The 25,125-nt window shown below is 42.7% G+C and carries 26 protein-coding genes and 1 pseudogene; 16 read left to right on the forward strand and 11 right to left on the reverse strand.

Annotated features, from left to right (window positions below; translation table 11 throughout):
* Window positions 1–161: 161 nt before the first annotated feature.
* Window positions 162–382: pseudogene (locus ACR42H_RS04190) on the forward strand (VOC family protein); the annotation flags it as partial.
* Between the two features lie 156 nt (window positions 383–538).
* Here ACR42H_RS04190 and ACR42H_RS04195 read toward each other — a convergent pair.
* A complete protein-coding gene (locus ACR42H_RS04195) occupies window positions 539–1,027 on the reverse strand; it encodes a pyridoxamine 5'-phosphate oxidase family protein (protein ID WP_436374815.1) in 489 nt (162 codons plus the stop codon).
* 207 nt (window positions 1,028–1,234) lie between these two features.
* Between ACR42H_RS04195 and ACR42H_RS04200 the strand changes: the two genes are divergently transcribed.
* From ACR42H_RS04200 to ACR42H_RS04210, 3 genes are all read left to right on the forward strand, one after another.
* Window positions 1,235–1,426, forward strand: coding sequence for a hypothetical protein (locus tag ACR42H_RS04200; protein WP_113882882.1), 192 nt, complete (start codon window positions 1,235–1,237; stop codon window positions 1,424–1,426).
* Window positions 1,427–1,481: 55 nt separating this feature from the next.
* On the forward strand, window positions 1,482–2,141 hold the full coding sequence (locus ACR42H_RS04205) for an NAD(P)H-binding protein (protein ID WP_436374816.1): 660 nt from the start codon (window positions 1,482–1,484) through the stop codon (window positions 2,139–2,141).
* 814 nt (window positions 2,142–2,955) lie between these two features.
* Window positions 2,956–3,306 carry a YciI family protein gene (locus ACR42H_RS04210; RefSeq protein ID WP_436374817.1) on the forward strand — a complete coding sequence of 117 codons (351 nt, stop codon included), beginning with the start codon at window positions 2,956–2,958 and terminating at the stop codon, window positions 3,304–3,306.
* A 162-nt stretch (window positions 3,307–3,468) separates the two neighbouring features.
* On the opposite strand, the gene ACR42H_RS04215 is transcribed toward ACR42H_RS04210, so the two are convergent.
* From ACR42H_RS04215 to ACR42H_RS04235, 5 genes are all read right to left on the reverse strand, one after another.
* Entirely contained in the window at window positions 3,469–5,973 is a 2,505-nt protein-coding gene (locus tag ACR42H_RS04215; RefSeq protein WP_436374818.1) for a cyanophycinase, read from the reverse strand.
* Between the two features lie 311 nt (window positions 5,974–6,284).
* Window positions 6,285–6,881 (reverse strand): hypothetical protein, encoded by a 597-nt coding sequence (locus ACR42H_RS04220; protein WP_436374819.1) that lies wholly within the window; start codon window positions 6,879–6,881, stop codon window positions 6,285–6,287.
* Between the two features lie 29 nt (window positions 6,882–6,910).
* Entirely contained in the window at window positions 6,911–8,473 is a 1,563-nt protein-coding gene (locus ACR42H_RS04225) for a histidine kinase N-terminal 7TM domain-containing diguanylate cyclase (RefSeq protein ID WP_113882886.1), read from the reverse strand.
* Window positions 8,474–8,635: 162 nt separating this feature from the next.
* A complete protein-coding gene (locus tag ACR42H_RS04230; RefSeq protein ID WP_436374820.1) occupies window positions 8,636–9,286 on the reverse strand; it encodes a pyridoxamine 5'-phosphate oxidase family protein in 651 nt (216 codons plus the stop codon).
* 24 nt (window positions 9,287–9,310) lie between these two features.
* Window positions 9,311–9,496, reverse strand: a complete 186-nt coding sequence (locus ACR42H_RS04235; protein WP_436374821.1) for a hypothetical protein — start codon at window positions 9,494–9,496, stop codon at window positions 9,311–9,313.
* A 72-nt stretch (window positions 9,497–9,568) separates the two neighbouring features.
* On the opposite strand from ACR42H_RS04235, the gene ACR42H_RS04240 reads away from it, so the two are divergent.
* The 9 genes from ACR42H_RS04240 (at window position 9,569) to ACR42H_RS04280 (ending at window position 14,384) form a co-directional block, all read left to right on the forward strand.
* Complete coding sequence (locus ACR42H_RS04240; RefSeq protein WP_166672502.1) at window positions 9,569–9,745, forward strand: hypothetical protein; 177 nt, start codon at window positions 9,569–9,571, stop codon at window positions 9,743–9,745.
* Window positions 9,746–9,777: 32 nt separating this feature from the next.
* Complete coding sequence (locus ACR42H_RS04245; RefSeq protein WP_436374822.1) at window positions 9,778–9,999, forward strand: hypothetical protein; 222 nt, start codon at window positions 9,778–9,780, stop codon at window positions 9,997–9,999.
* Window positions 10,000–10,026: 27 nt separating this feature from the next.
* Window positions 10,027–10,239: a hypothetical protein gene (locus tag ACR42H_RS04250; RefSeq protein ID WP_436374823.1), complete on the forward strand. Its 213-nt coding sequence runs from the start codon at window positions 10,027–10,029 to the stop codon at window positions 10,237–10,239.
* Window positions 10,240–10,536: 297 nt separating this feature from the next.
* Window positions 10,537–10,737: a hypothetical protein gene (locus ACR42H_RS04255; RefSeq protein WP_436374824.1), complete on the forward strand. Its 201-nt coding sequence runs from the start codon at window positions 10,537–10,539 to the stop codon at window positions 10,735–10,737.
* The gene (locus ACR42H_RS04260) at window positions 10,734–10,934 is read left to right on the forward strand and encodes a hypothetical protein (RefSeq protein ID WP_113882890.1); all 201 of its coding nucleotides are present in this window, start codon (window positions 10,734–10,736) and stop codon (window positions 10,932–10,934) included. The genes ACR42H_RS04255 and ACR42H_RS04260 overlap by 4 nt, the downstream gene beginning before the upstream one ends.
* A 373-nt stretch (window positions 10,935–11,307) precedes the next feature.
* Window positions 11,308–12,414, forward strand: a complete 1,107-nt coding sequence (locus ACR42H_RS04265) for a sensor histidine kinase (RefSeq protein WP_436374825.1) — start codon at window positions 11,308–11,310, stop codon at window positions 12,412–12,414.
* A complete protein-coding gene (locus ACR42H_RS04270) occupies window positions 12,399–13,088 on the forward strand; it encodes a response regulator (RefSeq protein ID WP_436374826.1) in 690 nt (229 codons plus the stop codon). Before ACR42H_RS04265 ends, ACR42H_RS04270 begins: the two co-directional genes overlap by 16 nt.
* Window positions 13,089–13,260: 172 nt before the next feature.
* Window positions 13,261–13,887, forward strand: coding sequence for a DUF5957 family protein (locus ACR42H_RS04275; RefSeq protein WP_436374827.1), 627 nt, complete (start codon window positions 13,261–13,263; stop codon window positions 13,885–13,887).
* Window positions 13,884–14,384 carry a hypothetical protein gene (locus ACR42H_RS04280; RefSeq protein WP_436374828.1) on the forward strand — a complete coding sequence of 167 codons (501 nt, stop codon included), beginning with the start codon at window positions 13,884–13,886 and terminating at the stop codon, window positions 14,382–14,384. The genes ACR42H_RS04275 and ACR42H_RS04280 overlap by 4 nt, the downstream gene beginning before the upstream one ends.
* Before the next feature lie 75 nt (window positions 14,385–14,459).
* Here the strand turns inward: ACR42H_RS04280 and ACR42H_RS04285 are convergent, their stop codons facing one another.
* On the reverse strand, window positions 14,460–16,427 hold the full coding sequence (locus ACR42H_RS04285; RefSeq protein WP_436374829.1) for a M6 family metalloprotease domain-containing protein: 1,968 nt from the start codon (window positions 16,425–16,427) through the stop codon (window positions 14,460–14,462).
* Between the two features lie 296 nt (window positions 16,428–16,723).
* Between ACR42H_RS04285 and ACR42H_RS04290 the strand changes: the two genes are divergently transcribed.
* Window positions 16,724–17,164, forward strand: coding sequence for a GNAT family N-acetyltransferase (locus ACR42H_RS04290; RefSeq protein WP_436374830.1), 441 nt, complete (start codon window positions 16,724–16,726; stop codon window positions 17,162–17,164).
* 448 nt (window positions 17,165–17,612) lie between these two features.
* Here the strand turns inward: ACR42H_RS04290 and ACR42H_RS04295 are convergent, their stop codons facing one another.
* Genes ACR42H_RS04295 through ACR42H_RS04305 form a run of 3 tightly spaced genes read right to left on the reverse strand, consistent with a single transcriptional unit; the run spans window position 17,613 to window position 21,085 of the window.
* Entirely contained in the window at window positions 17,613–18,695 is a 1,083-nt protein-coding gene (locus ACR42H_RS04295) for a Ger(x)C family spore germination protein (RefSeq protein WP_436374831.1), read from the reverse strand.
* On the reverse strand, window positions 18,682–19,770 hold the full coding sequence (locus ACR42H_RS04300) for a GerAB/ArcD/ProY family transporter (protein ID WP_436374832.1): 1,089 nt from the start codon (window positions 19,768–19,770) through the stop codon (window positions 18,682–18,684). The genes ACR42H_RS04295 and ACR42H_RS04300 overlap by 14 nt, the downstream gene beginning before the upstream one ends.
* Complete coding sequence (locus ACR42H_RS04305) at window positions 19,751–21,085, reverse strand: spore germination protein (RefSeq protein WP_113882899.1); 1,335 nt, start codon at window positions 21,083–21,085, stop codon at window positions 19,751–19,753. The genes ACR42H_RS04300 and ACR42H_RS04305 overlap by 20 nt, the downstream gene beginning before the upstream one ends.
* A gap of 441 nt (window positions 21,086–21,526) precedes the next feature.
* Between ACR42H_RS04305 and ACR42H_RS04310 the strand changes: the two genes are divergently transcribed.
* A complete protein-coding gene (locus ACR42H_RS04310) occupies window positions 21,527–22,045 on the forward strand; it encodes a GNAT family N-acetyltransferase (RefSeq protein WP_436374833.1) in 519 nt (172 codons plus the stop codon).
* Here the strand turns inward: ACR42H_RS04310 and ACR42H_RS04315 are convergent, their stop codons facing one another.
* The gene (locus ACR42H_RS04315) at window positions 22,046–23,476 is read right to left on the reverse strand and encodes a polysaccharide deacetylase family protein (RefSeq protein ID WP_436374834.1); all 1,431 of its coding nucleotides are present in this window, start codon (window positions 23,474–23,476) and stop codon (window positions 22,046–22,048) included.
* A gap of 171 nt (window positions 23,477–23,647) precedes the next feature.
* Here ACR42H_RS04315 and ACR42H_RS04320 point away from each other — a divergent pair, with 171 nt between their 5' ends.
* Window positions 23,648–24,910 (forward strand): YeeE/YedE family protein, encoded by a 1,263-nt coding sequence (locus tag ACR42H_RS04320; RefSeq protein ID WP_181782318.1) that lies wholly within the window; start codon window positions 23,648–23,650, stop codon window positions 24,908–24,910.
* Window positions 24,911–25,125 lie beyond the last annotated feature (215 nt).

Raw genomic sequence — 25,125 nt, forward strand, 5'->3', positions numbered from 1 at the left:
TCAATAGTAAATCCCGGCAGGTTAGCTGAACAAGGGAACTTAGGAAAAGAAGCGGAAATAAAGTAACTGAGCAGCTGCCAACAAGGGAGCTGTTTTGTGAGAATAGCTGCTATTGGCTCATTAGGAGGAATAGTTTTGTCGAAAGGATTGCTTCATCATAACGGTTTCTGGATATTCCATATCATAAATGCCGAGTAGGGCTAAATCATTTAGCATTTCACGCTGAATCACGCCTTCATGTTGAAGAGGTAACAAAAATATTGGAATCTAAAGGGTAACTATCCTTTACAAAAATAAACATCTATTTTCAGGAGGATCTAATCATTACGCGGTTTATTTTGAAGATCCTGATAGGATAACAGTTGAACTCGCAGTACCGTAATGTCACGGATAATTTTATTCAAGAGCATTTCTCGGAGTATTTTAAAGTACTAAATTAAAACCAGCTAAAAAAACAGAGATTCATATAGAAACAAATGATCAGCATAGTCAACAAATAAAGTGGATTGCCCTATAATTAGGCAATCCATTTTTGCTGTTATTTATTCAATTCAACCGTTTCATTCACATCTGTCGATTTGGTACTTTGCCCTGACATGCGTTTAAAGAGAAAGGCTATTTTCTTCGTAAAGTTACCGGTTTCCCAATATTCGACTGCTTCTGCTTTTATCTTTATCAAGACAACGTTTGGATCATCATAAGAAGATTGCATAATTTCCTCATATGCTTTGCTCCACAATTCCTTTTTCTTATCTAAGTCCTCAACTATTTCCGCTTTTCCACGGACGGAAACATAGGATTTACCTGCATAAGCCACATTAACATCCTGGTCATGTAAAATTTCATCATATTTTTTAGTCTCTTTTTTAGTGAAAAACCATAAGTCACCATCAAACTCTACTTCCTGTGTTTTCATTGGACGGGAAACAAGCCCTTCCTCCGTTACCGTGGTTAGCATGGCTGTGTCTATGTCTTTGATTAACTCTCTTAATGTTTCTATTTCTTCTTGATTCATCATGTTAGACATTTTCATCACCCCGTTAAAGTTTTATAGAGGTATTTTACCCTTAATACCAGCTTTTATTCAGATTGTCTAACAAGGCAGCTTTTTATCTTTTTGAACAGTGAGGCAGGGTAATTGAACAAGGAAGTCAAATAATTAGCATTACATAAGTATTTAGAGGAATAGAAGAGAATTGAAAGTGAATGGCTTAAAAGTTTGGAGGGGGTATAAATGGTTTTTGGTTCATTCTTATTTTCTATCATTCTTTGGATTGCTGGATTATTTATTCTGTATATAGTCATTTCTGCAGCAGTCAGGGATGGCATTAACAAGTCTGTGGCTGGTCAATTCATCGAAACCAAGTATGGAATTAAAAAGGAAAGGGACTCATTTCTGGAGCGAGATTTGGACAATGACAAATAAAGAATGACCTGGTATATAATTTCAAATAGACTATATAAAATATAAGGAGAAAAAAATGCACGCATTATTAATAGGGGCAACGGGAGCAACCGGCAAGGACTTGATGGATTTATTGCTGGATGATGATTCTTTTCATCAGGTTGATATTTTTGTCAGGCGTGAACTTCATATCCAGCATGAAAAATTAAAGGTGCATGTGATTGACTTTGACAACCCAGAACATTGGAAGCATTTGGTGAAGGGCGATGTTTTGTTTTCTTGTTTGGGAACTACCCTTAAAGCTGCGGGAAGTAAAGAAGCTCAATGGAAAATTGATTACGATTATCAATATCAGGTTGCGGAAGCTGCCAGAGAAAACAATGTGAGCACTTATGTATTGGTATCTTCAGGGGGATCTTCGCCTAATTCTCTCTTTTTTTATCCAAGAATGAAGGGACAGTTAGAAGAAGCGGTAAAAGCTTTAGGGTTTCCAAAGCTATCAATCTTCAAGCCGCCTGTATTGATTCGGAAAAATAGTGATAGAACAATGGAAGTTGCCGGATTGAAAGCTGTACAGTTTTTTAATAAATTTGGAATACTTCGTACTCAAAAGCCTCTGCCGACAGAAATATTGGCGGCTGCCATGATCAATTCCGCTAAAACTAAAGATAACGGGCTTTCTACGCTAGAAGGCAAAGCCATTTGGGAATGTGCAGGGCTGAATAATATCGATTAATAACATGTACATCATAGAGTAAGATACTAATAACTTTGGCTAACAAGGTCAAAGTTATTTTTTATAAAATGGACAAGGGATGGTTGATAAAATATAGGGGATATTTGGAGGTTTAGTTGTGGTGCGGTATGGCTGCAAGGTAGCTGGGTTAGGAGGAATTTGATTAATAAAAAACTACAGAATATATGCTTTTGCCGTTCTATTGATTATTGCTTTTTAGATATCATGGACGGTGTAAATAATTCAAATGCGGCTGAGGAGCTTCGAAGGGAAAAGGATAGATTAGTCGAGAAAGCCACAGGTTTCGAAAAAGAATATGAATAATGGATATAAAAAGAATACAAGGGTTTGTTACGGTTTATTTTTAACCTCTCCATTACTTCCGTATTGGCAGAGCCATATCGACCGGTTCATCGTAAATAAGCAACATGATAGTCTTGAATTGTTTCAACTTTAAATTTCATTATTTTTCATTCCTTCCTTTTTTTCGTTTAGTACATTTCGAATGTAGCAAATTTAATTCAGATATCTGAAATATTTAAAATTTATAAGATGATATTTTTAGGAGGGGGGAGGGCATGCTACTCTTCAGCGGCTGTCAAGCAGGTCTGATTAAGAAGGATTTTGCTGTTCATCAGCGAATCTAAGTATTAATAACTTAAGGATGCCGGCAGTTCCGTTATAGCTTTAGACACTTTGACAGTCCTTAGCATCACTATCAATTGAACATTTTTAGATGCAGATTTTCGAAGGTGCCAGTTCGTTGATAAATAGGTTAATCAGGGATTTGCAACTAAAAAAGGAGGAAATAGTTATGCTGTTTATGATGATTGTCAAAGCCTCAAAGAATTCGGAAGCTGGAATGCTCCCAAGCCAGGAACTCATGTATGCCATGACGAAGTATAATGAAGAATTAGTTCAGGCGGGCGTAAGGGTTATGGCTAAAGGACTTCATCCAAGTTCAAATGGGATTCGCATTTCTTATAAGAGACCAGGGGAAAAGCCTGTGGTTACGGAAGGCCCATTTACCGAATCGAAAGAACTGGCTGCCGGGTTCATCTTGATTGATGTGAATTCGAGGGAAGAAGCCATCGAGTGGGCCATGCGGATGCCGGACCCACAAGGATATGGGGAAGGCCAAATTGAATTGCGTCAAGTATTCTAGGAGCTAGAGCTGCCTGGGGGACCGGATTCGCTGGAAACTTAGAAGAGAAGCTGAATAGGCTTCTCGGACAAGTTGTAATAAAAATTAACGGATACATATAAAGGGGGCAAAAAAGACTCGTACCCGACGAGTCTTTTTTATTCCGGATATGTGTTCCGGCCGTTACCGGATTTTTACGGTTACGGGTTCTATGTTCAATTCAACCCCAACGAAGGAATAATCATCTTTGCTGCCGTCCTTGTATCCCCAGAATCCTTTTGTTTGGGAACCTTTGCGGAAAGTCAATTCAAATCCTTTTCCTTCAGAAAAGCTGTAACTTTTCACCTCATCCTCAGCACTATTATCGGCTAAACTATAGGAAATGAAGTTTCCTAGGCTTCCATGCGGCGATAGTACACCTGAATGGGGAGCCGCCTCAAAGTCATAATACTCATAGTCTTTTGTGGAAAGTTTGCCTTCTCTAATGGTGAATTCCTTCGTTTCAAGATCCAGCACATCTCCTGACTTCATCCAGGAAAGGCGGATGTTTTTATATAGGGATGGCGTGTCTTTTTGTTTTTCAGCCTGAGATAGATCGATGACGGAAACTCCGCCTCTCCCGACAGCTGTTATCTTACCAGTGTCATTGTCCAGCACTAGAGCAGTGTCCTCATCAATTCCGTATGAAAACTCATCCTGTTTTCCATGTGCGGCTGCCGTGGCAATCAGGCGCCCAAGTCTCGCCTTCTTATCAAAATGCTGATCAATGATGCCATGAGGGAAGAAGCCCAATCCTTTTTCCAGGTAGCCCGGACCGCCTTCCTGCTGGGTCATACTGTCATAAGTTTCGGTAAATCCTGATGCAAGCGTGTCATAGCTTCCGCCGCCTGCGAGCATGACATCACTCATAATGGCTGCACCCGCACTGGTTCCTCCCAAAACAGCTCCATCATGATAAATATCCCAGATGCTTTGAAGTACTAATGATCTTGATCCGTCTCCATTAAGAAGAGCAGCTGAAATATTTGTCTGGTCTCCGCCGACAAACCAGATGGCGTCATAGTTCTTTATCTGATCTGCCAGCTCCGGATCATTCTTGTTATTTTTCCAGAGAGATTCATCTTCTGGTGTTCCTTTGAAATCGAGGCTGGCGATTTTCAGAATATCAATGTTATCTGCAGGCACCCCATAATGTTCAAGATCTGACTTGAAGGCGTAGGAAGATTTCAAACTGGAACTGGCAGCAGGGACGATTCCGATTTTAGGTTTTTCGCCTGCTCTGGATATGAACGCTTCATAAACTTCCTGATTACTGCTACCAAGTGCGCCGCCTGCGATCACAAGGCTGCCCTTATTGACTGCTTCAACTCCTTCTTCCTCTGCAGTGAAGCTGGAGCTCTGATAGGATTTCTTAAATAGTTCTGGACTTTTCTCAAAAGAGACAGTAACAGGCTCCACACTCATTTTTACATGTAAGAGGGAATAGGAGTCTTTCTGGCCGTCTTCATAGCCCCAATACCCGTTTGTATCTTCCCCTTTTTCGAAAATAAGCTTAAATCCTTCTCCAGCTGAATTGTATAAATAGCTTTCTGCCTTATTCGTGCTTGCATTGTCAACCAGTGAATAAGAAAGGTAATGTTTCAGCGATCCATAGGAGGAAAGGACTCCTGTGGCCGGCAGCGGCTTGAAGTTATAATACTCGTAGCCTTTCGTTTCTGCTTTATCATTTTTGAATGTGAATTCCCTAGTTTTGGCATGAAGCTTGTCGCCGGCAGACATGTAACTGATGTCAACATTCTTTATTCGCTTTCCTATTCTTTTGGCCGCTGTGACATCTAAGACTGCCACTCCGCTTCTTCCAGTAACTTCTATTGTTTGCATCTGATTATTGACGATCATGGCGGTGTTTTCATCAACACCATAAGCAAGATCACGGGGCTTGGACTTGATCGCTGTGGCTGCTAATCGGCCAAGTCTTGCACGCTCGTCAAAATGTTGGTCTACGATTCCCCATTGGAAAAATCCCAGCCCTTTTTCAATATAAACAGGAGCATATTCCCCGGACGAGTTAGATCGTTCTTTATTGGTGAATTCCTGGTTAAAGCCGCCAAGACTGTCTCCGCCGGTGATCATCACATCGCTCATAATAGCGGCCCCTGCGCTGGTTCCGCCCAAGACGGCACCATCTCTATAAATCTTCCAAATCGCATCTAGTGTTTTTGAGTTTTTGCCATTTTTCTTTAGAAGAGCATCAGTTATTTTGAGCTGATCCCCGCCGACAAACCAAATCCCTGTCATTCCTTCAATTTTCTCAGCGAGCTCCCTGCTTTCGCTGTTCTTCTTCCAGCTGCTTTCATCTTCCTCTGTTCCACTGAAGTCGTGTGAAGAGACAGGAAGGATTTCTACCGATGACTCCATCACTCCATAGGACAGCAAGTCCTTTTTAAAGGCATAGGAGGATTTTAGTGAACCCGATGCAGCAGGGATGATCCCGATCTTAGCCTGTTCAGTCCCGCCGGCTAAATCGATGAATTTCTGATAAACATCCCGGTTCGTGCTGCCGAGAGCACCTCCGGCAATCACGAGATTCCCCTTAATATCTTCTGAGTTCTTCTTTGCGTGGATTTCTGAGGTTCCTGTACTGCCGAAAAGCAGCAGCAGGAGGGTGAAAACAATCCATTTTTTCATAAGCCTGACTCCTTTCATTTTCTATGTCTCCCTTTGCAGTTGCAAGTATTGTGCCAAAGTGAAGACTCTGAAAAATCAGTAAACTTTAATGAGAAGCCATCTTATTGGGTGGTAAATGGTTGTTATTGGCGTAGCCATTTAGGGATAGAACCAGTTTTCTGCAGTGAATTTACAGGATCTCCGCACATAATAAATAGATCCTGTTTTAATTGGAAACGAAGAGGGATCTGCAGCGGAAGGTGTTTTGCTAAAAGCAGATTTTAATGAACAAGCAGTGGAGGAAAAAGAGGAGCCGGGGAATAATCCCCAGTTTACCGATTTAACATTTGGCATTCATTTAATATCGATGTGACAATATGCCGTGAATCCCATTCGCCGCCTGAAAATTTGACGATCGGATATTTTTTTGGAAAAAGCTTTTGACGGATCGCTTCGGCTGAATTCCCTTCTTTGTGCAGAGCGAATACATCATCCTGGATAGATAGCAAATAATCCCGCTTTCGCTGGAGTGCTGCACGTCCATCTTCTACATAGCCTGCATGGCTGCAGAATACATCTTCAAAGTCGTAAGTGAGAACACGTTCAAGCGATCGGATAATTTCCGGAATGCTTTCTTCCGCTAAAACGACCTTGGTCTTTTCGCTGACGAATAAATCGCCAGTAAACAACTGGCCGTTTTCCCTGTTTAAGAAGGATTTATGATCGAAAGCGTGGCCGGGGGTATCGATGACATCCCACTGCGCTTTTCGGGATGAAAACGAGTCAGGTGTGGCCTGGGCCTGGAATGGCTTTCTTCTTCCCCAAAAATAGCTGTAGACATTTAATGAAACACCCTGAAACTTAATTTGGCCATTCAGGTAGGAAACACCGTTTTTCACTCCCGTGGATGCCTTCTTCTTAGCAAACAAAACAATCAGCTCCTTTCCCGATATTAGGGTCATACTTGGAGTATTTCACCATAACGCTGGACATTGTTTCTGCCATTCCTTTTTGCATCATAAAGTGCGAGGTCGGCGTTCTTCAATAGGATTTTGGCTGGAGTATCCAGATTATCCGCTGAGACTTTCGTATGTGATAGGCCGAAGCTTGAGGTGATGGAAATTATGTTATCATCCACAACGATTGGGCTCCCGGCAATGCCCAGGCGGATCTCTTCGATCAGCAGGTGTGCTTCTTGTGCAGGCGTGCCAGGCAAATAAATCATGAATTCCTCTCCGCCATATCTCCCGATGATATCCCTTTTTCGAAGACTGTTTTTCACGAGGCCTGCAATATGGATCAGCACGAGATCGCCAGCTTCGTGGCCATATGTATCATTGACATGTTTAAAGTGGTCAATATCAAACATAATAAGTGAAACATCCGCACCTGGAGATAGGGTGCTCAGGGAGCTTTCCATCTCACTTAAAAAATAGGCCCGATTATAAATCTGGGTTAAACTGTCAATGCTGGCCAAACGTTTAAGGGTTTTCTGCATATTTACTTTTTCAGTTACATCAGCCAAAGAGATGATTCGTCCAATTGGGTCTTTGTTTAGGGAATAGACTGGTGAAAATTGTACTTGAAAGTGGACCTGTTCCCCCTCTTTTTCCCACACATAATCACCATTCTTTCCAGAACAAATCACTTTTCTAAGCGTGCTGTTTCCATGCAGAACATCATGAATATGCTTGCCGATGGCAGATTGCTTCAAGTCAGGCATAACAGGCAGCATCGCCTGGTTATAATCCACGATTGCTCCGTTCTGATTGAGAACGATGACCCCTTCCTTCATGCTTTCAAACACCGTGTCCCTTGCTATTGGGGCGAGATTGAACATCTGGAATGAGAAGAGCGCTATGCCATGCAGAATGAAGGAAATACTCATGGATACAGGGCCTAAATCAATGCCGTAGGGGCTCAGATCATTCAGATAATAATGATTGGCGACAATCGGAACAAAGAGTCCTGCGGTCATCAAAAGGATTTGCATCCGGAATCGCCAGAAGGATCTTCTTAAGCGCAGAAGCAGGATAATAATGCTGAACATAAGGCACATGAACAGAAAAATGGCATGCACGTAAAACCAGAATCCATATTCCAGATCCAACACGGGAAATGGCGTACCCTTTCTCAGCCTGACTGCTGAGTAGTAGAAATGATGGAGCTTATTGGTATGATGCATAAAGATGGTCAAAATCGGGATGATGAACAGGGAAAAATACAGGCGCCTGCCCAGCTTGTGTCCGGCATATTCCAGACACATCAATAAGGTGAAAGGAGGAATGAATGGCATGAACAAATATTCAATGCCCAGCCAGAATTGTATTTCTTGTAAAGTGGAGCTCGACAGTTCGAATGCATAGGAAAAAGTAAAGATCGCGGACAGCAGTGTTAAGATCTTATAAGGTCCTGCTCCCGGTGCATTCCTTAGTTTAAAGTGTGCAAAGAAACAAAGCGATAAGCTGAGTGCCCCTGAAAAAGTGAGAATGAGGATGTACATCCATAATTCGTGCCCCATATAAGTTATCTCCAAAATGTAAATATTTTCTCCTATTATATAATTCCTTTTTCTATAACACTAGCTTTATTAGTTATGGGGGTCATTGCGTTTCAGGAAAGGTCATTTCATTGCTGCAGCATCGCAGGGTGCCAGGACAGCCGCTCTTTTCTGGAGGCTGACTTAATACAACCTATTTTTATAACTATCCTGGAGGTCCTTCGCCGCTTGTTCGGACGTATCATTCGGCAATTTTGCATGAGCAGCCAGCATTGCATGGGCAGAGGGAAGGGCTTCTTTCGCAAGCCATGACTCCCTGTTCCATAATTCCGATCGGATCAAAGCTTTCGCACAATGGATAAAGCATTCCTCTGCTTCTACTAAAATCCCAAATAAGGGAACTCGGTCTTTTACCTTGCTTTTCTCTAAGAGCTCAGGATCACGGCAAATATAGGCTTTGCCATTAATTCTTAGTGTTTCTCCAAGCCCAGGTATGAGAAAAAGGAGTCCAATATTGGGGTTTGCTATGATATTATGAGCGGAATCCATTCTTTTATTGCCCGGCCGTTCCGGAATAAAAAGATGCTGCTCGTCAAGAACCGTCACAAATCCGGGAGTATCCCCCCTCGGAGAAACATCACATTTGCCGTCAGAATCTGAAGTGGACAAAGTTAAAAAAGGAGATTTGGAAATAAAGTCAATGCAATGCTCATCGATGAAAGTAATGACTTTGCTTGCGGCACGCACACTGGGCTGGCCGATTTCTTCCCGAAAAGACGCAAAATCTTCTTTGGTAGTTATAATATCTAAATATTTTGACCTCATAAGTTTCACCTTTTTCTATTGGAATAGGTATCTTTAGTGTTCTGTCTTGGATGATCTGTTGACAATACGGAAAACAAAATAATAAACCCCGCTAAGCCCCAATATCCCCAACACAGTCAGGAAAGGCACTTTTTCAGCAAATAGTATTCCAAACACAAATAGAGCAAAACTCAAAATGATGGCTAATAGGGTTAATAAAAATCGCTGTGATTTATTCAAAACTTTCACCGCCTTCAATTCTATAAAATCCTGTGTGTTAAAATAGCCATATCTTTTACTGGAGGGCTGGAAATGGACTTTTTTGCGGATTTATTTTGGCTGTTATTCATGATCCTGTGCGTATGTTTTTTCGTATTCCTTTCCTATAGGCAGCACGTAATGAAGAAAGAGCAGGAATATATTATCAAGTTAAATCATGAGATTCTGGATAGTTTAAAGAATAAAGAAAGGCTGCAAACTACATTTTAACATAAATATCCATTTTTGGAAGGAGGAAGCAGATGAATATTTCTAACAAATTATTAGACTATGCAATTGTTTATGATGATCGAAAACAAGTAAACTCAGGAAAGTATGAGGATAAGAGAATCATTATCGAAGAGGTTAAAAACAGATTTAAGGCTCAAGTGGAAAACAGGACAGATAAGAGCGTACTGGTCGTTTATGATTGGCGCAAGACACATAGCGGGATGGAGATTATATTGTATGCCTTTGAAAGCTGACAAGGACCGTAAAAACGAAACCGGATATTGAAATGGAAGAAAGAATTCAATAACATTAAACTCTCATTAAAAGAAGGCTTAAATGTCTTTACTTTCGAAGCGGAGGACCTGGCAGGAAATAAAACGACCAAAACAGTCGAACTGTATAAGCTGAAAAAAGGCGAGCAGCCACCCCAGAATCATGAAACCCCAGATGGCCCGGCAAAGCCTGGGAAAGGGAATGGGAAGAAAGATAAATAAATAGGTTTGGTGAGACCCGGATTCCTTAAGAGGAGCCGGGTTTCTTTTTGGGAAGGGTTTGCGAATAGGAAGGGGCAGCATGTAAATAGATCGACTGTTTTTGCATATAGGATGGGGAAACCTGTAAATTGATAGGTTGAACCTGAAATTAAAGTCTTAGTTCTGCAAATAGAGTCCCCGAACCTCAAATAGTAGTTTTGCTAGATAAGATTTTGGGGCTTGCCGGGCACTTTTAGAACTGTCCATGAAACTTTCCCTTCAGTAAAATCGTAAACTATCATAAAAGGGGGAATAGTTTTGAAAGAAAACAGCAGCAGGTTTGATTTTTACTCGGCCATCATCATCTCTGTAATAGCCATATTATTGATGATTAGAAACATGATAATGGGTATAGAATTCTTTTCCGTGACTAATGTTCTGGCTGTTTTTGCTCTCGTGGTATCCCTCAGGCATTTATATAATTTAACAATGGCATCCCAGAAAGGGGAATCTTCATGAATTTTTTAATCTTATCTCAAGCCGGATTTAATGCTGGCGATATTTTATTTCAGCTGTTGGCTTTTGCCTTTTTACTGACGATTCCAGCGATTATTGTCATTTTATTTTTTATTTTCAAGAGAAGAAACGACAGACTGAAGCGTGTGGAGGAAACAATCGATCATCTCCTTTTGAAAATGGAAGAGAAGAATAGGTAGCAGGTGATTTAATGAAAAATGGCTTTACGAATGGCTGTGTACAGAAAGAAATCTGTACACATTTTTTAGTTAGGCTGTATTGTGCTTTTAACTTAAACTTGAGTTTTAATACCTATTCCTCGAAAACACCGCTATTTTTCCGTGCTGATACATTTTGCGCATTCGGATAGAAAAAGTGGTAAACAGAGAAAGCTTGTAAAAGCTAAATCATCAATCTTTTATATCAGCTTTTTGTTAAGAAAAATGTAATAACTACATAATGATTTGGTTAGAACCTTTGGTTACACTTATTATTCCCGGACTATGATGTAAAGAATAAAGAGTGCCTGGCCGGGATCGATACGTCCATTATTATAAAAATTGGGGTGACAGAGTGTCCATAAAAAGACGTTTGCTTTTATCGAATATAGGGATGGTTCTGCTCCCTGTTGTCTTATTTTTAGTACTGGAAATGATTATTGGATATCTATTATTTTATCCTGTGAAAGGCGAGGTGGATCAGGGGGATCTTAATTTTTTTCGGTCGATTCGGATTTATTTGTTAGTTGGGGTGCTGGTCTTAACAAACGGGCTATTAACATTCCTTGTTTCCAAAAGCATTATTAAGCCGCTCCTAAAGCTAAAAAGTGCTGCTAACGATATCAGCAGAGGAAATTTGGATACAAAAATAGAGGTTTCCGGGGGAAAGGATGAGCTGAACGAATTGGCGATGGCATTTGAAATCATGCGCGGGAGATTGAAGGAAGCTGCTGACATACAAAAGCAATATGAAAAAAATCAGAAGGAATTGATTGCGAGTATCTCCCATGATTTAAAAACGCCGTTAACGAGCATTAAAGGTTATATCAGAGGAATATCAGATGGTGTGGCCAATACACCAGAGAAAATGGAGCGATACATTCACACGATTGAAAAAACATCAGATGAAATGGAATCCTTAATCTCTGAGCTTTTATTATATTCTAAGCTTGACTTGCCCAATGTGCCTTATGATATGAGGGAGCTGGATTTAGTGTCCTATTTTGATCATTATTTGGAGGAGCTGCGTTTTAATCTTGCGTGCCAAAATGTCACTCTAAGCCTAGAGTGTCAGCCGAATCATTCCTATCGGGTGCATGCGGACAGGGGGAAATTGAATCGCGTCGTTGCCAATATTGTTCAAAACAGCTTGAAATACATGAATGAGGAAAATAAAGAATTAATGATCAGGCTTTCGTCAAAAGCGGAGGAAGTCTTAGTTGAAATTCAGGATAATGGAGCAGGTGTTTCAAAGGACGAGCTGCCCTATCTATTTGACCGTTTTTACCGTACAGATGTATCCCGAAACTCTGCTACAGGAGGCACCGGGCTGGGGCTTGCGATCGTGAAAAAGATCGTTGAAGGCCATGGGGGGGCCATTTGGGCAAGAGGAGGCACCGGACAGGGACTGAGTATATGTTTCACGTTAAAAAAGGGGGGTAATGATTGGAAAGAATCTTAATTATAGAAGACGAGCTCAATATTGCCGAACTGGAACGGGATTACCTCGAACTGAATCATTATGAAGCCGATATTGCTGCAACAGGGCAGGAAGGGCTGGAGCGATTAAAGGAGAACTCTTACCGGCTGGTTCTATTGGATCTGATGCTTCCGGATATGGACGGGTACGAAGTCTGCAGGCAAATCCGGGAGATATCAGAGATCCCGATTATTATGGTAACGGCCAAAAATGAGGATATTGATATGATTCGGGGATTGGGCCGCGGCGCAGACGATTATATCGCAAAGCCCTTTAATCCCAATCAATTAATTGCCAGGGTGAAGGCCCATATAGCAAGGTTTGATCGGCTGGTTTCCCGCGGACAAAACAAAGAAGAAGACATGAGGATCAGGGGTTTGCAGATTCAGCCGGTGACCCGAAAAGTTATTGTGAACAGCCAGGAAAAAGTGCTTACGGCCAAAGAGTTTGACCTGCTTCTGTTTATGGCTTCTTCACCGAACCAGGTTTTCAGCAAAGAGCATCTGCTGGAGCAGGTGTGGGGATTTGATTTCTATGGGGATGTGACAACCGTTACGGTTCATATCAGAAGACTGAGGGAGAAAATTGAAAAAGACCCATCCGAACCTGAGTATATTGAAACAGTTTGGGGTGTGGGCTATCGATTTAAACGGTAAGAGCGTATAGATTTCTATGCGTTCTTTTTTTATTCCCGGATTTAATATTTTTGTAAGAAATTGATAAGAGTGATGTTAGAATCCCTGCTTAGAATAGGTTTTGTAAAGGAAATCTGGTCGCTTGAGCGCATCATGAAGTTCAACATTCAGGAAAAAGCCGGGAGGGAACGAAATGAAGGAGAACCTGCCAAGGAGGACCTTGGCTGAAAATATTTATATAGGTCTGGGCGCAATGTATCTGGGCTGCCTGCTGGTGCAATTTCTACTGGCGGGCTTGTCAATCTTTGAAGATCCATCCAAGTGGGCCGCCCATAAACTTTTTGTGCATATGTTTGGCTATGCCATTCCAGTGCTGATGATCATAACTGCGCTGGCAGGAAGATTTTTCAAGTTGATCTATAAGGAGATCATGGTCATTTTCCTGCTGTTGTTTGCCATGTACTTCACCGCAAACATGGGCTGGAGAATCGGCTGGCTGGGTGCTTTTCACCCGATTGCGGGGGTTTTACTGCTAGGAGCAGGCACGGCAGCGGTTCGGAAGGTCTTGAAGGGGCCACGGGAGGCAGGCCACTCAAAAGAAAAGAACAAGGGGATGCTGATTTGGGCATTGGCAGGGGCAGCCGGCGGATTAACGGCAGGTGTCATTTTGTCCAATTTAATCGGGATTCTTGGCCTGACTTTATTCGATAAACCAATGGGCATTAAATTTCTGCCGTTCTATCTGGCTGCATGCTCCGCAGTGCTTCTGCCGGCTTGGCAGTTAAAAAAGAGACGCAAAATGGAGGAGGAAAAGGAATGAAACAAAAACTGACATTTTTCTTTATGGCTGCGTATTTATGGATCACTTTCATTATGCTGGGTGCCTTTGTCTTGGAGGTGTTCATGGTTTATCCGAATATCTTTCATAAAATCCCGGAATCGTTTGATGTATCGATGAATTTTATGGAGGCCGCAAGTCCCCATACCTTTTTCCCGCCGCTCGGGTTTGCGAGCTGGGTCACTGGGGGTGGGGCGCTGCTCCTGGTCTGGAAAATGAAATCTGCCCGAAACTGGGTTCTGGGAAGTATCCTTGTCATGATTCTGCTTGGTGTCATATCCATGGTGTTTGAATGGCCGAGGAACGAAATTATGTTTATTGAGGGGCAGAGTGTCCATTCAGTCGAATTTCTGAAACAGACAGCGCGTGAATTTCTGATGATCAATTGGATAAGGGTTGCATGCAACACGTTTGGGGCAATCATGGTGTTTGCAGGATTTTTGAAATTTTATCAGTGCAGATTACGTCATAGTGAGTAGGCAAATGAAAAGGGACAGGCGGGGCCTGTCCCTTCTAATGTAATCTGGAGAAGGCAATGAGTGTCTGTGTATAGATTATTTCCCTGCCCCTGGACCAACCCGGCGTGTAATAGTATCTTTTTTGGCGGGATCTGTTTCAGATGTACTAGTAAATGTAAGGTTTGTTGGAACAGGCTTGTTTTTTGGAATTTTCACGTAAACTGGAACTTCCACGGTTTCGCCGGCTTGCACCTCAATGACATTATGCTCGAGCATAAGCTCCCATCCAGCTTCGGTATTTGCATCGAGGCGGATAAGTTCCGCTGCATTGCCCGTATTGGTTACTTTAAAGTAATAGGCTGCAACCCTGCCAGGAGCGGCAAATTGGACTTTGCTGTTTTCTGCAGCAACACCTCTTGTAAACGAGCCGGAGTCATCCATATGTCGTACAGCGACTCGATAGGAGAGTGCCCCTTGATCATCGAGCTTTTTATTTAAAATGTAAAAGTGAAGCCGATTATGCTCGTCCTTATATTCGCTGACAACACCATCAGCAGTACCTGCCTTAAAGAGGGAATCGGAAAGCTGCCTATAATCACCTTTGGAATACATGGCTTCTGTTCCGTCAGGACGTTTAAAGTCAACCTGGTTAATGTCTTCGGCATGTGAGTCGATGACCCAAATGTTTGGTGCTGCTTCAGTATTTTTTGTCTTTGCAAGAAGAACGCCGGAATCTGGAGTGAAAGAGTCGAATCCTACTCGGTCAACAACTTCAACAGTATAGTTGTTATACCATTTTTCCCCGCGCTGCATATCAGCACGCCAGTCGTCCTCAAGCGAGTTTTTCGGAGTCAGATCCTCCATGCTGATGTTAATGCCATTAAGTGCATTACGGCCAAATTTTTCCCCGGCTGGTACGGCACGTGCAAGGATATCTGCAAACACAGGCCCGGATTCTGACAATTCTTCCCGGCTGATGTTCAGATACTGGTCTTCAGATAAGAAGCCTTGCTTGATTTTGTTCCGGAGCATATGATGGGACGGCGCTGACCCACCTAGAGTAGGGAGTACCATCCAGCGTGTATGCGGCCCCGCAGGCCCATTAAAGCTTCCGCGGCTCATTAATTCCCAAGGTCCGGAATAAGAGCGGGAAACAGGCTTTCCATATGGATTGTTATAGTTATCCCCTAAGTTCATAATATGGCCAAATTCATGAGCGAAGGTGCCCATTCCATCATTTTCGCCTTGGATCGAAACCCCCCGGCTGGCACTTGACCAGATGCTTTTCGCAGCAAGCCAGGAAGTCCAAGGAACATAGCGTGTATTGGCGGAATTGGGGAACCCTTCAAAAGGCGGGCCAAATTCCTTTGCTACATCTTCTGCTGTCTGGAACATCATTTCCCCAAACTCCTGCCAGACACCTGACTCATCATATCCGGCATGCAGGATGAAGGTGAAATCATAATCCTTGCCTGAAGCTGCCATATCAGCTTTTGCCTTTTCCATAGCTTCAGTTCTTAAGCTTTTTGCCTCGTACTCTTTTGGCATATTTGCTTGCTGTCCAAACTCGTTTAGTCCGTATTGGAATTCATTATGATCCATCCGATAAGTTCCAAATGAATCCAGTTCCACAGCCCATTTGCCATATGAATTTTCTCTCCAATATTCATTAATCGTCCGATAATGATTAAGTGGCTGGGGCTTGTTCAGGAAATCCACCCAAAACTGGCCGATTTCCTCCCGTGGAATATTTCCAGTGCCAATGGGGTTGCCTGCCACTTCAGAACCTTCAGGCTGACTTAAAATAAACTCCCGGTCAGGGAAATCGACAATAACAAGTGCTCCCCTTAATACTCTTTCAGGCTCAATATCAGCCGTGCGCCAGTCAATTCCCGGTACAGGGCGGTAATCTTCCCAGGCCATATTTTCAGGAAGCTCCCATGACTGCGCATCTGCAGGATCCGGGAAGTCTTCGAGACCTGGCTTTTCTGCATATGCTGCAGAAGAGACTGTCAGTAAAAGAAATGTAACCATCAAGATAAAAGACTTTTTCAATTGCTTCAACTTATTTCGCCTCCCTTAATTCTAGTATTCTGGTAAATTATACAATTTTATTTCGTTATTAAAAATATAAAATATTTAAAATATTCAAAATGATATAGAAGTCCTAATAATGTTACCTGTCATCTCCCGACATTTGTCGAAAATATCCCGATGAGTGCAGTGGTATCCTTTAATTAATAGAGTTGCTAACCTAAAAATGGCGGGGAAGAATTTAGAAGTTTTACATAGGAAAGAAGGATTGATGGCAATTTGGTTGAAGGAATAGTATAGTCTTTGATAAAAACTGGAGGGACAAGATGAAATTAACAATCTTTTGCACGATGCCAGAAGCTGGCATATTAAGTGGAATCATAGAACTTCATAAAAACATATTCGGTGATTCTGAAGGTTTGGTGAGCAAAATGAAAAGCAAACCCCAATTGCTGGTACTGGCGGCTGTGGATGGAGAAAAGGTGATCGGGTATAAAATGGGGTATGCCATTGATGAGGTTACGTTTTATAGCTGGCTGGGCGGAGTGGCCCCTGATAACAGGAAAAACGGTGTTGCTTCCATGCTGATGGAAAAGCAGCATGAATACCTAAAAGAAACGGGATATAAAGTGGTTAGGACGAAGACAATGAATATATGGCGAAGCATGCTGATTTTAAATATTAAGCATGGATTTGATGTGATTGAAACTTATACGGATGTAAAAGGATTGCATAAGATAGTACTGGAGAAACGATTACATAACTGAGGCTGCCGAAAATGGGCAGCCTTTATTTGTTTGTTCACGAAAGTTTGATAATTTCTTTTCATCCTGTCTTTTTAATGGGTAATCGAATGTGGGGGATTGTTCCCTTTGTGTGGGAAATCCTGAAGAGCGGCATGAATGAGAAGAAATTCGCCCTTTGTGCTTGCTGGGAATTCGTTTGTGAACATCACGCATCGGATGGAATGCTATCCTTCGCAACGAGCAATTGTTCTTAAATGGCATTAATTGAGTGAAATCGTTTCTTTTCAATGAGAAATTGATTATGAGCGGCACTAATCGAGCTGAATAGTTCTCCTTAAATTAGAAAACTGACAACGAACGGCACTAAATAAACCGAATGGTTCCCTTAAATTAGCCAACCGACATTAAGCGCTCTTAATAATCATGCTTAATCCCCCCTGACCAGAAAAAGGCCAGGTATACTGTCCCATCAGGTTGTTCTTAAATACCCTTCATTTTGAATGTCTATCTGAAATTGGATATCAGATTTCAAATTTGGATAGTAAACGGACCGCCAGTTTTTTAGCTCGTTCCGGTCGATTTTAGTACGATACAATTGTCCTAAGCCCAGAATATCTGCTTCGCTTTCCTGGAGATTGGCTAACATGCTGCTGAATCGACTTGACAGGAGATGGCTCAATTCTTTTTTGATCATATCACTTGATGTTTTGCCCCTTGTCTCGAGGACGACAACCTTTAGATTTATTCGGCTCTGCAATACTGGCTGTTTATCAGTCAATTCAGTATGGTGGTTCATGGAGTTGCCGATGATCATGACACTTGCGTGATTTAGAACTTCAATTTGTCCATGGGTGCTTTCATCGTTAAAGGCATTGAATAGCAGGGTTTCGTCATTGCTGATCTGCTCCACCATCTTACCATTTTTAATTACGGCAGAGCCTACTTGTTCGTAAGTTGTCGTATCTCCCGTAACAATCAGGGGGATGGCCACATCGCGTGTATAGGAATGGATGCTGCGGTAAACTTCCCATATTCTTGTAAGGGCAATTTCCGGATTCCAGCCTGCGTTTTTTTCGAAATAATCGAACATGTTGGTTCCTTTAAGATTCTTTGATTCTGATAGTATGGAAAAAAACTCATCCATATTCTGGTCGCAAATCGTGACGAGTGCTTTTGAGGAAACTTCCCGTGATCTCATGAAACCGGCGATGATGTCTTTCATGCCTTCCTCCGCTGTTTTCCGCTCAATCATGATTACTTTTACATGAAGCAGGTCAACGCTGGTCTCCATGTTTCGGCTGATGACATCGACCGCGTGGGAAATGGTCTCCCCCGTAGCGGATACTATCTTTACTTCCATAGACCCTTCCACAGGCTCAGGAATTTTTAGAAAAACCTTGTATTGATCGTCTTCAATGGTGGAAATGCCAAGGACAACAGGAAGTGTCCGATGATTGATATCCCTAATGTCCCAGCATCCAGTTAAAATCATCACTGTCAAAAGCAGACAGACGGTAATAGGGGCTTTAGATTTTAGATTAAATGGATTCATCAATACCCTTCCTTTTCATGCGGCGTCCAAAGAAAAAGAGTGAAAATGGAATGGCTATCAAAATATAGAACCTGAGAAACGTATTCCACCAAAATAATTTCTCGACATCTTTCCAGTCCGGAATAAAAAAGCAGGCAATATAGACTGCAGCGGCCAGCGCGAGCAATAATTTGACCGGTTTAATGGAAGGAAGGTAATGACTTAAGATTCGGATTGCTTTCCAGGACACAAGGGCAAGGTAAAGCATGATAAAGGAGATGAGGCTCAGCAGAAAGAACATTGTGACCCTGTCGAACATCAGCCAATTAATATTGATGGCGTCCACGGCCACAACATATGGAAGGAAGGTTGTGGCTGATGTGGCCTGACCAAAAGTCAGAACTGGAATATAGACTGAAAAAAGGAAAAAGGGAATAAGGAAGGCGGCGGCCCATAATATATATTTTCTGTCATAGGAGAAATAAGGCTGAACAAAGCCGAGAAACAGAAAGCCTCCGGAGAAAGCAAAAAAGCTTTCCAAATAAGTTCGTTTTATAATGAATCCGAGATCTGCATCTAAAGGAACCACGTACCTCCAATCCACGTTTTGAAAAGAAGTGAAGAAAATAAAGATAATGATGGGAAGAAATAAAAGGGATAGAAGAAGTCCGGTGCGAAAAATGGTTTCGACTCCTTTGGCTGCTATATAGGTCGAAATGGATATCAATAAAAGCATGATGGCCCATAAAGGGGTCTTTGATAAAAAGACTATGGTAATGATTTCGGCATAAGCCCGGAGCGTTATCAATAAAATCATGCTGAAATATAAGAAAACCGGGGCAATAAAAAGGATAGCTGTCCCTTTTCCGATTCCCGCATAGATGCGAATGATGTCTTTTTTCGGAAAATAGCTTAGCCCCTTCATATAAATATTAATAAAAATGAAGTGAATGACCACTCCTACCAGAACAGGAAGCCAATGGCCCTGCTCTGTACTTGAAATCACATTGCCCGGATACATAAAAAAAATAAGACCCAAATGACTGATGACATACATCAGCATGACATGCAAACTTTTATCCGCCATTATTTTCATTCCCTTTTACATTTAAATAGAGATAGGACTTGCCATAGGTATTGAGGCTTGCCAGGTAAGCGCTAAGGAAAACCAAACCGGCAACCAGCCCCAGGATGCCAAATATCGCCCCCAGAATCACAATGGCATATTTGAACAGCCGAATGGACACAGAATTCTGAAACCCGACGATGGTTGAGTTGGCAATGGTTGTGGCGGCAAGAATGATGATCAGCAGATTGCTGACTAATTTCGCTTCCACGGCAGCCTGCCCCAGGATAATTCCTCCGACCATTGTAATGGTGGGGCCAATGGATTTTGGCAGTCTTACACTGGCTTCCAGGATTAATTCCAGAATAAGAAGCATGAAAATGATTTCCGCCAAAGCCGGATAGGGAACCCCTTCACGGCTTTGGGCAACTGATAAAGCTAGTTGGATTTGCAGGACTTCAGGGTTTACGGAAACCAGAGCCACATACAACCCGGGTGTTATTAGTGTAATTAAAATGCCGATGATTCTGATTAGCCGGATGGCCAACATGATGGGCAGGGGGAAATTCCGGTCATTTTCAGCAGCAAACATATCCCAGAACAGACTTGGAAGAATGAGCGCAAAAGGCAAGCGATCCACGAACAGAATGACTTTTCCTTTTCTCAGATTCTGGACCGCATGATGGGGCAGCTCGGTTGTATTAAACTTTGAAATAGCGTTCCAAGACGGAAACCCCAGCATTTTGGCCAGCCCCTGCAGATTATAGGCTTCCATTTGAATATTTTTTTCAATATGATTACGAATGCTGTTAACCAGTTCTATATCTGCTTGGCCGTCTATATACAGCAAGGATAGTTTGTTTTTGCGGCTGCGGCCGGCTGAAAAAGAGTCGATTCTGATTTCGTCCGAGTTCACCAGTTTTCGGACGATGCCGATATTAATATCGATTCCTTCTGTAAAGGAATCCAATGCTCCTTGAATAACATTTTCATTTGTGGGTGAATCAATCGAACGATCGAGCATAGCGGGTACAGGCTCCATAATGATAAACCGTGAGGTGTTTTCAAAATGGATAATCAGTTTGCCTTCATAAATGGATGAAATGGCTTTCAGGACATCCCCTTCCATCAATTCCCCTATGGCCCCCCATAAATCCTCAGAAGGCTGATTCTGCAAAAGGATGCTCTCCGCATGCTTGTGAAGCACCGTTCTTGTTTTGATAAAATCAATGAGTGTATTAAATCCCAGCAGCATCACGGCAGCATCCGCAAGATAGTCCCTTTGAAGATGAAAATCGCCATTGTTCCCAAGCTCTGCTTTTATTTCATTAATAAATCGATCCATTGCGGGTTACCCCTTTATAAAGACATAAATATTATTACTTTGCGCTTGCTGGAAAATTTTATCCCTATAAACTTTATTTGGCGTTTTAACGAGAGACCTTATGTTATGGATAACAGGGGGCGATTTGCGGTTTACTGAAGATTGAGAGTTTGATGGATCGTACCCTTTGTATAGGGAAACCGTTTGTGAGGACACGAATCGAGCACAAGAGCACCCTTTATCAAAAAATCGTTCATGAACGGCACTAATCAAGCAGTATAGTTTCTTTTACATTGGCAAACATCCGTGAATGGTACTAATCAAACCACATAGCCCCCTCAAATCAGCCTGCTGCAAACAAACAGCCTTAATCCCCCTCGGGGTTTCTTCGAAGAGAGTTCCGCCGCCAAAAAAGGAATTATCAAAACTAAAGAGGAATAATTAATGCGGGGGGAAAGACAAATGAATATTATCGCAGTTCATGAACATCTGCATTTATTTAATAGCGCAGTTCAATTTTTCTGGGAACAGTGGGGGAATGAGCAAAACTTCCGCTTTTATCAGGATTGCATGATCCATTCAGGAAAATCGGGGGACGGCATCCCAAGGTTTTATGTTGGGATAGGGAATGAGGAAATCATAGGCACGTATGCGTTAATCCGCAATGACCTCAATAGCCGGCAGGATTTGCATCCGTGGCTGGCATGTCTGTACGTTGATCCTAACAGCAGAGGGAAGAAGATTGGCGCCCGGCTGCTTGATCATGCTATTGAAGAAGCGGCAAAGCTTGGATTTAAGAAACTTCATCTACAGACGGATTTGCAAGGGTATTATGAAAAATACGGCTGGACACATAGTGGAGAGGTATACGGGGCGAGCGGGGATTCCATTAAGTTATATGAAAAGGATACTGGCGTATCTTCTAGCAGGGAACGACAAAAACTAAACGCCCAGGAAAATCCTGAGCGTCTTGTTGAATGATTATTGCCGTTTTCCAAAAAACGTACCGGTCACTTCCTGCTCCTGCAGGGATAGTAGCTGGGAGATGGTAATGAATTCGTAGCCTTCTTTTTCAAGGTAGGTCAGCAGGTCTGGAAGTGCTTCAGCAGTTGGCTTATGGATATCATGCATCAAGACGATGGAGCCTGGCACAGCATTGGCCTTCACGATTTTTTGAATAGCCGAGGCATTGAGTGTTTTCCAGTCCAATGAATCGACCGACCATAGAATAAGCGGTGTATGGGCCATTCCGGCAATTTTTTTCACATCTTCATTCATGGCCCCATAAGGCGGGCGGACGGTTGCTGGAAGCTGGCCGCTTGCTTCTTTGATTTTGGCGCTGGCTTCCTCCATTTCTTTGCGGATCTCTTTTTCGCCGAGGGATGAAAGGTCTGCATGGCTGTCACTGTGATTTCCGATTTCATGGCCTTCTTCAGCCACTTGGCTTGCGAGGGCAGGATAGAATTGCGCCTGGCTGCCAAGCATATAAAAGGTAGCCTTTGCGTTATGCTTCTTTAAAATATCCAGAATAAGCGGTGTGACTTTCGGGTGTGGCCCATCATCAAAGGTAAGGGCAATATACTTGCCGTTTGGATCCAGCGGGGGAGCTTCTGGTTCCTTTACTTCCGGTTCAGGAAGCTGAATGTCAGGGAGCTTCAAGTGCTGGGCGATTTCATCCTTTAAGAGGGGACGAATCTGTTCGATTGGAATTTTCACTTTGACCGCTCCGGCTGCACCGGCCGCAATCTCATATTCGTTAAAATAAAGGGTGAAACTCTTGCCGCTCAGTGACCATTTCCAGCCCGGTGGATTTTCCAGAGCTTCGTCAAGCATGTCATCAAACAGATAGTCCTGGAGTTCTTCTTTCTCGCCGATTTGGTTTTTTATCAATGTCCTGAGAGTCGTCAGGGACTTCTCATCCATACGGATCACATCTGCAAGCTGTACCATTTTCTGATTCGCAAGGTCGATAGTGAACGTTTTGACCGCGGCCTGCCCATTTGCGCCGCCGCTGTACTGGTAGGCTTCAAATACCAGGGTGTACATGGTATCGGATACTTTTTTCGGCTCCGCCTTGATATTAAGATGGGCACGGAATTCTTCGCTGTCCAGCACCTGTCTGTTTGCCTTCACAAGTTCCAGGAAATCCTTTTCCTGAGTCTGAATCCATTCTTTCATGGGTTTGTTCAAATTCTCAATTTCAGTGATCGGAGTACTGATCGCTAGGGTATAAGATTTTGTTTCCTTTGTCCGGGTTTCAAGGTTTAATCCGGGGAAAGCTGCCGGGGAAGTGGTTTCTGTTCTGGAAAAAGCCTGCAGGCTGGTGTCAGTTCCAGAGCTGATGAAATAATAGATGCCCATAACGCAGATGCTGAATAATACCCACGATGGCCATTTTAACCGCTTAAGCAATGATATCCTTTCCTTTCCTGTCTTTAAAATTATGACTCTCCAAATATATAATTATATCAGGTAAAAAAGGGAAAAAATCATCGGGCTTGTGAAAAATTCACCATTTACTTTTAAAAAAATATAGTTTAAAATTACACTTTAATCCGACTAAAAAGATAAGAAAAGGAGTGAATGAGGTTGGCTCAAGTAGAAGTAAAAAGTAAATCCTGGGTTTTGGCACCAACAACAGTTGTTTCAAACTTAAATCCAATTCAAAAGCCTTTTGTTGCAGCTGGCGTTCTTGCAGCTATCATTTTATTCATTTCCATTATAAATGCAGCGAACATGACACAGGGAGTTCTATTTATTATTGGAATTGCACTCGGCATGACCTTGCTTCATGCCCGCTTCGGCTTCACATCTGCATTCAGGCGCTTTGCAAGCGTCGGAAACGGGCAGGGCCTGCAGGCGCATATGCTGATGCTGGCAGTTGCTTCAGCATTATTTGCGATTATTTTAAGCACCGGCTTTAGTTTTACAGGAATCGAGCCTAAAGGATATGTGTCTCCTGTAGGAGTTAGCGTCCTGTTTGGTTCCTTTATTTTTGGAATCGGGATGCAGCTTGGGAATGGCTGTGCATCCGGTACTTTGTATTCGGTAGGCGGAGGACAATCCTCTATGATCCTGACACTGATTTCTTTCATCGCTGGTTCCACGATCGGAGCATACCATTTCTCATTCTGGATGGAAGAAACACCGGCATTGCCGCCAATCTCCCTTGCTACATCTACGGGACTCGGCTACGGCGGAGCTTTGGTTCTGCAGCTTGCCTTATTTGCATTGATCTATTGGGTAACTCTGCAAATCGCGAAAAAGCGTAAAGCGCCAATGATGAAAGCTCTGCCTACAACGGCCGGATGGAAAAAAATTCTGAGAGGATCCTGGCCATTGTTCGCAGCAGCGATTGTGCTGGCATTGCTGAATGCGCTAACTCTGACTGTCCGCGGAACGCCTTGGGGCATCACATCCGCATTCGCATTATGGGGCGGAAAAACGCTGATGGCAATGGGCATCGACGTAACCTCATGGGGCTATTTTGCATCAGAGCCGAATTTAGCGGCATTGAAAAATACAGTGCTTGCTGATTCTACAAGCGTTATGAACTTCGGCATCATTCTTGGTGCCTTCATTTCAGCGGCATCACAGGGAACATTCAAGCCTGGCAAAATCAAGCCGGGTGTCGCAGGTGCTGCGATTGTCGGCGGACTGCTGATGGGGTATGGTTCCCGTCTTGCATTCGGCTGCAACATCGGTGCCTACTTCGGGGGAATCGCATCTTTCAGCCTGCACGGCTGGGTATGGGCCATCATGGCCATGCTTGGTACTGGCGTTGCGCTGTTCATCCGTCCGCTGTTTGGATTAAAGAACCCGAAATCTACGGATTCGGTTTGTTAATGGAAAGCCTGGCACACTTGATGAGTGCCAGGTTTTTTTTGTCAAAAAAATCAGTTTCTGCTGTCAAAATGATTACTCTCCAGCTGCACCAGCTAATCCTCGACTAGTTCTTTACCGTTCCGTTGAAAGGAATCCTGACATTTCCAAGACTTTCCTACTATTATTAACTGAGTAACAATTTTTGAAAATTATTGAATTTTAGGAAAAAGTAATCT

The organism is Cytobacillus sp. BC1816, from assembly GCF_051353635.1.
Classification (GTDB): domain Bacteria; phylum Bacillota; class Bacilli; order Bacillales; family Cytobacillaceae; genus Cytobacillus; species Cytobacillus oceanisediminis_C.

Coding starts and splice junctions, on each gene's coding strand:
- ACR42H_RS04195 (WP_436374815.1), bottom strand. CDS start 1,027: ATGTCTAACATGATGAATCAAGAAGAAATAGAAACATTAAGAGAGTTA.
- ACR42H_RS04300 (WP_436374832.1), bottom strand. CDS start 19,770: ATGAAAATAATGGCGGATAAAAGTTTGCATGTCATGCTGATGTATGTC.
- ACR42H_RS04310 (WP_436374833.1), top strand. CDS start 21,527: ATGAATATTATCGCAGTTCATGAACATCTGCATTTATTTAATAGCGCA.
- ACR42H_RS04215 (WP_436374818.1), bottom strand. CDS start 5,973: ATGAAAAAATGGATTGTTTTCACCCTCCTGCTGCTGCTTTTCGGCAGT.
- ACR42H_RS04305 (WP_113882899.1), bottom strand. CDS start 21,085: ATGGATCGATTTATTAATGAAATAAAAGCAGAGCTTGGGAACAATGGC.
- ACR42H_RS04320 (WP_181782318.1), top strand. CDS start 23,648: ATGAGGTTGGCTCAAGTAGAAGTAAAAAGTAAATCCTGGGTTTTGGCA.
- ACR42H_RS04245 (WP_436374822.1), top strand. CDS start 9,778: ATGAATATTTCTAACAAATTATTAGACTATGCAATTGTTTATGATGAT.
- ACR42H_RS04200 (WP_113882882.1), top strand. CDS start 1,235: ATGGTTTTTGGTTCATTCTTATTTTCTATCATTCTTTGGATTGCTGGA.
- ACR42H_RS04290 (WP_436374830.1), top strand. CDS start 16,724: ATGAAATTAACAATCTTTTGCACGATGCCAGAAGCTGGCATATTAAGT.
- ACR42H_RS04240 (WP_166672502.1), top strand. CDS start 9,569: ATGGACTTTTTTGCGGATTTATTTTGGCTGTTATTCATGATCCTGTGC.
- ACR42H_RS04210 (WP_436374817.1), top strand. CDS start 2,956: ATGCTGTTTATGATGATTGTCAAAGCCTCAAAGAATTCGGAAGCTGGA.
- ACR42H_RS04280 (WP_436374828.1), top strand. CDS start 13,884: ATGAAACAAAAACTGACATTTTTCTTTATGGCTGCGTATTTATGGATC.
- ACR42H_RS04205 (WP_436374816.1), top strand. CDS start 1,482: ATGCACGCATTATTAATAGGGGCAACGGGAGCAACCGGCAAGGACTTG.
- ACR42H_RS04225 (WP_113882886.1), bottom strand. CDS start 8,473: ATGGGGCACGAATTATGGATGTACATCCTCATTCTCACTTTTTCAGGG.
- ACR42H_RS04260 (WP_113882890.1), top strand. CDS start 10,734: ATGAATTTTTTAATCTTATCTCAAGCCGGATTTAATGCTGGCGATATT.
- ACR42H_RS04275 (WP_436374827.1), top strand. CDS start 13,261: ATGAAGGAGAACCTGCCAAGGAGGACCTTGGCTGAAAATATTTATATA.
- ACR42H_RS04295 (WP_436374831.1), bottom strand. CDS start 18,695: ATGAATCCATTTAATCTAAAATCTAAAGCCCCTATTACCGTCTGTCTG.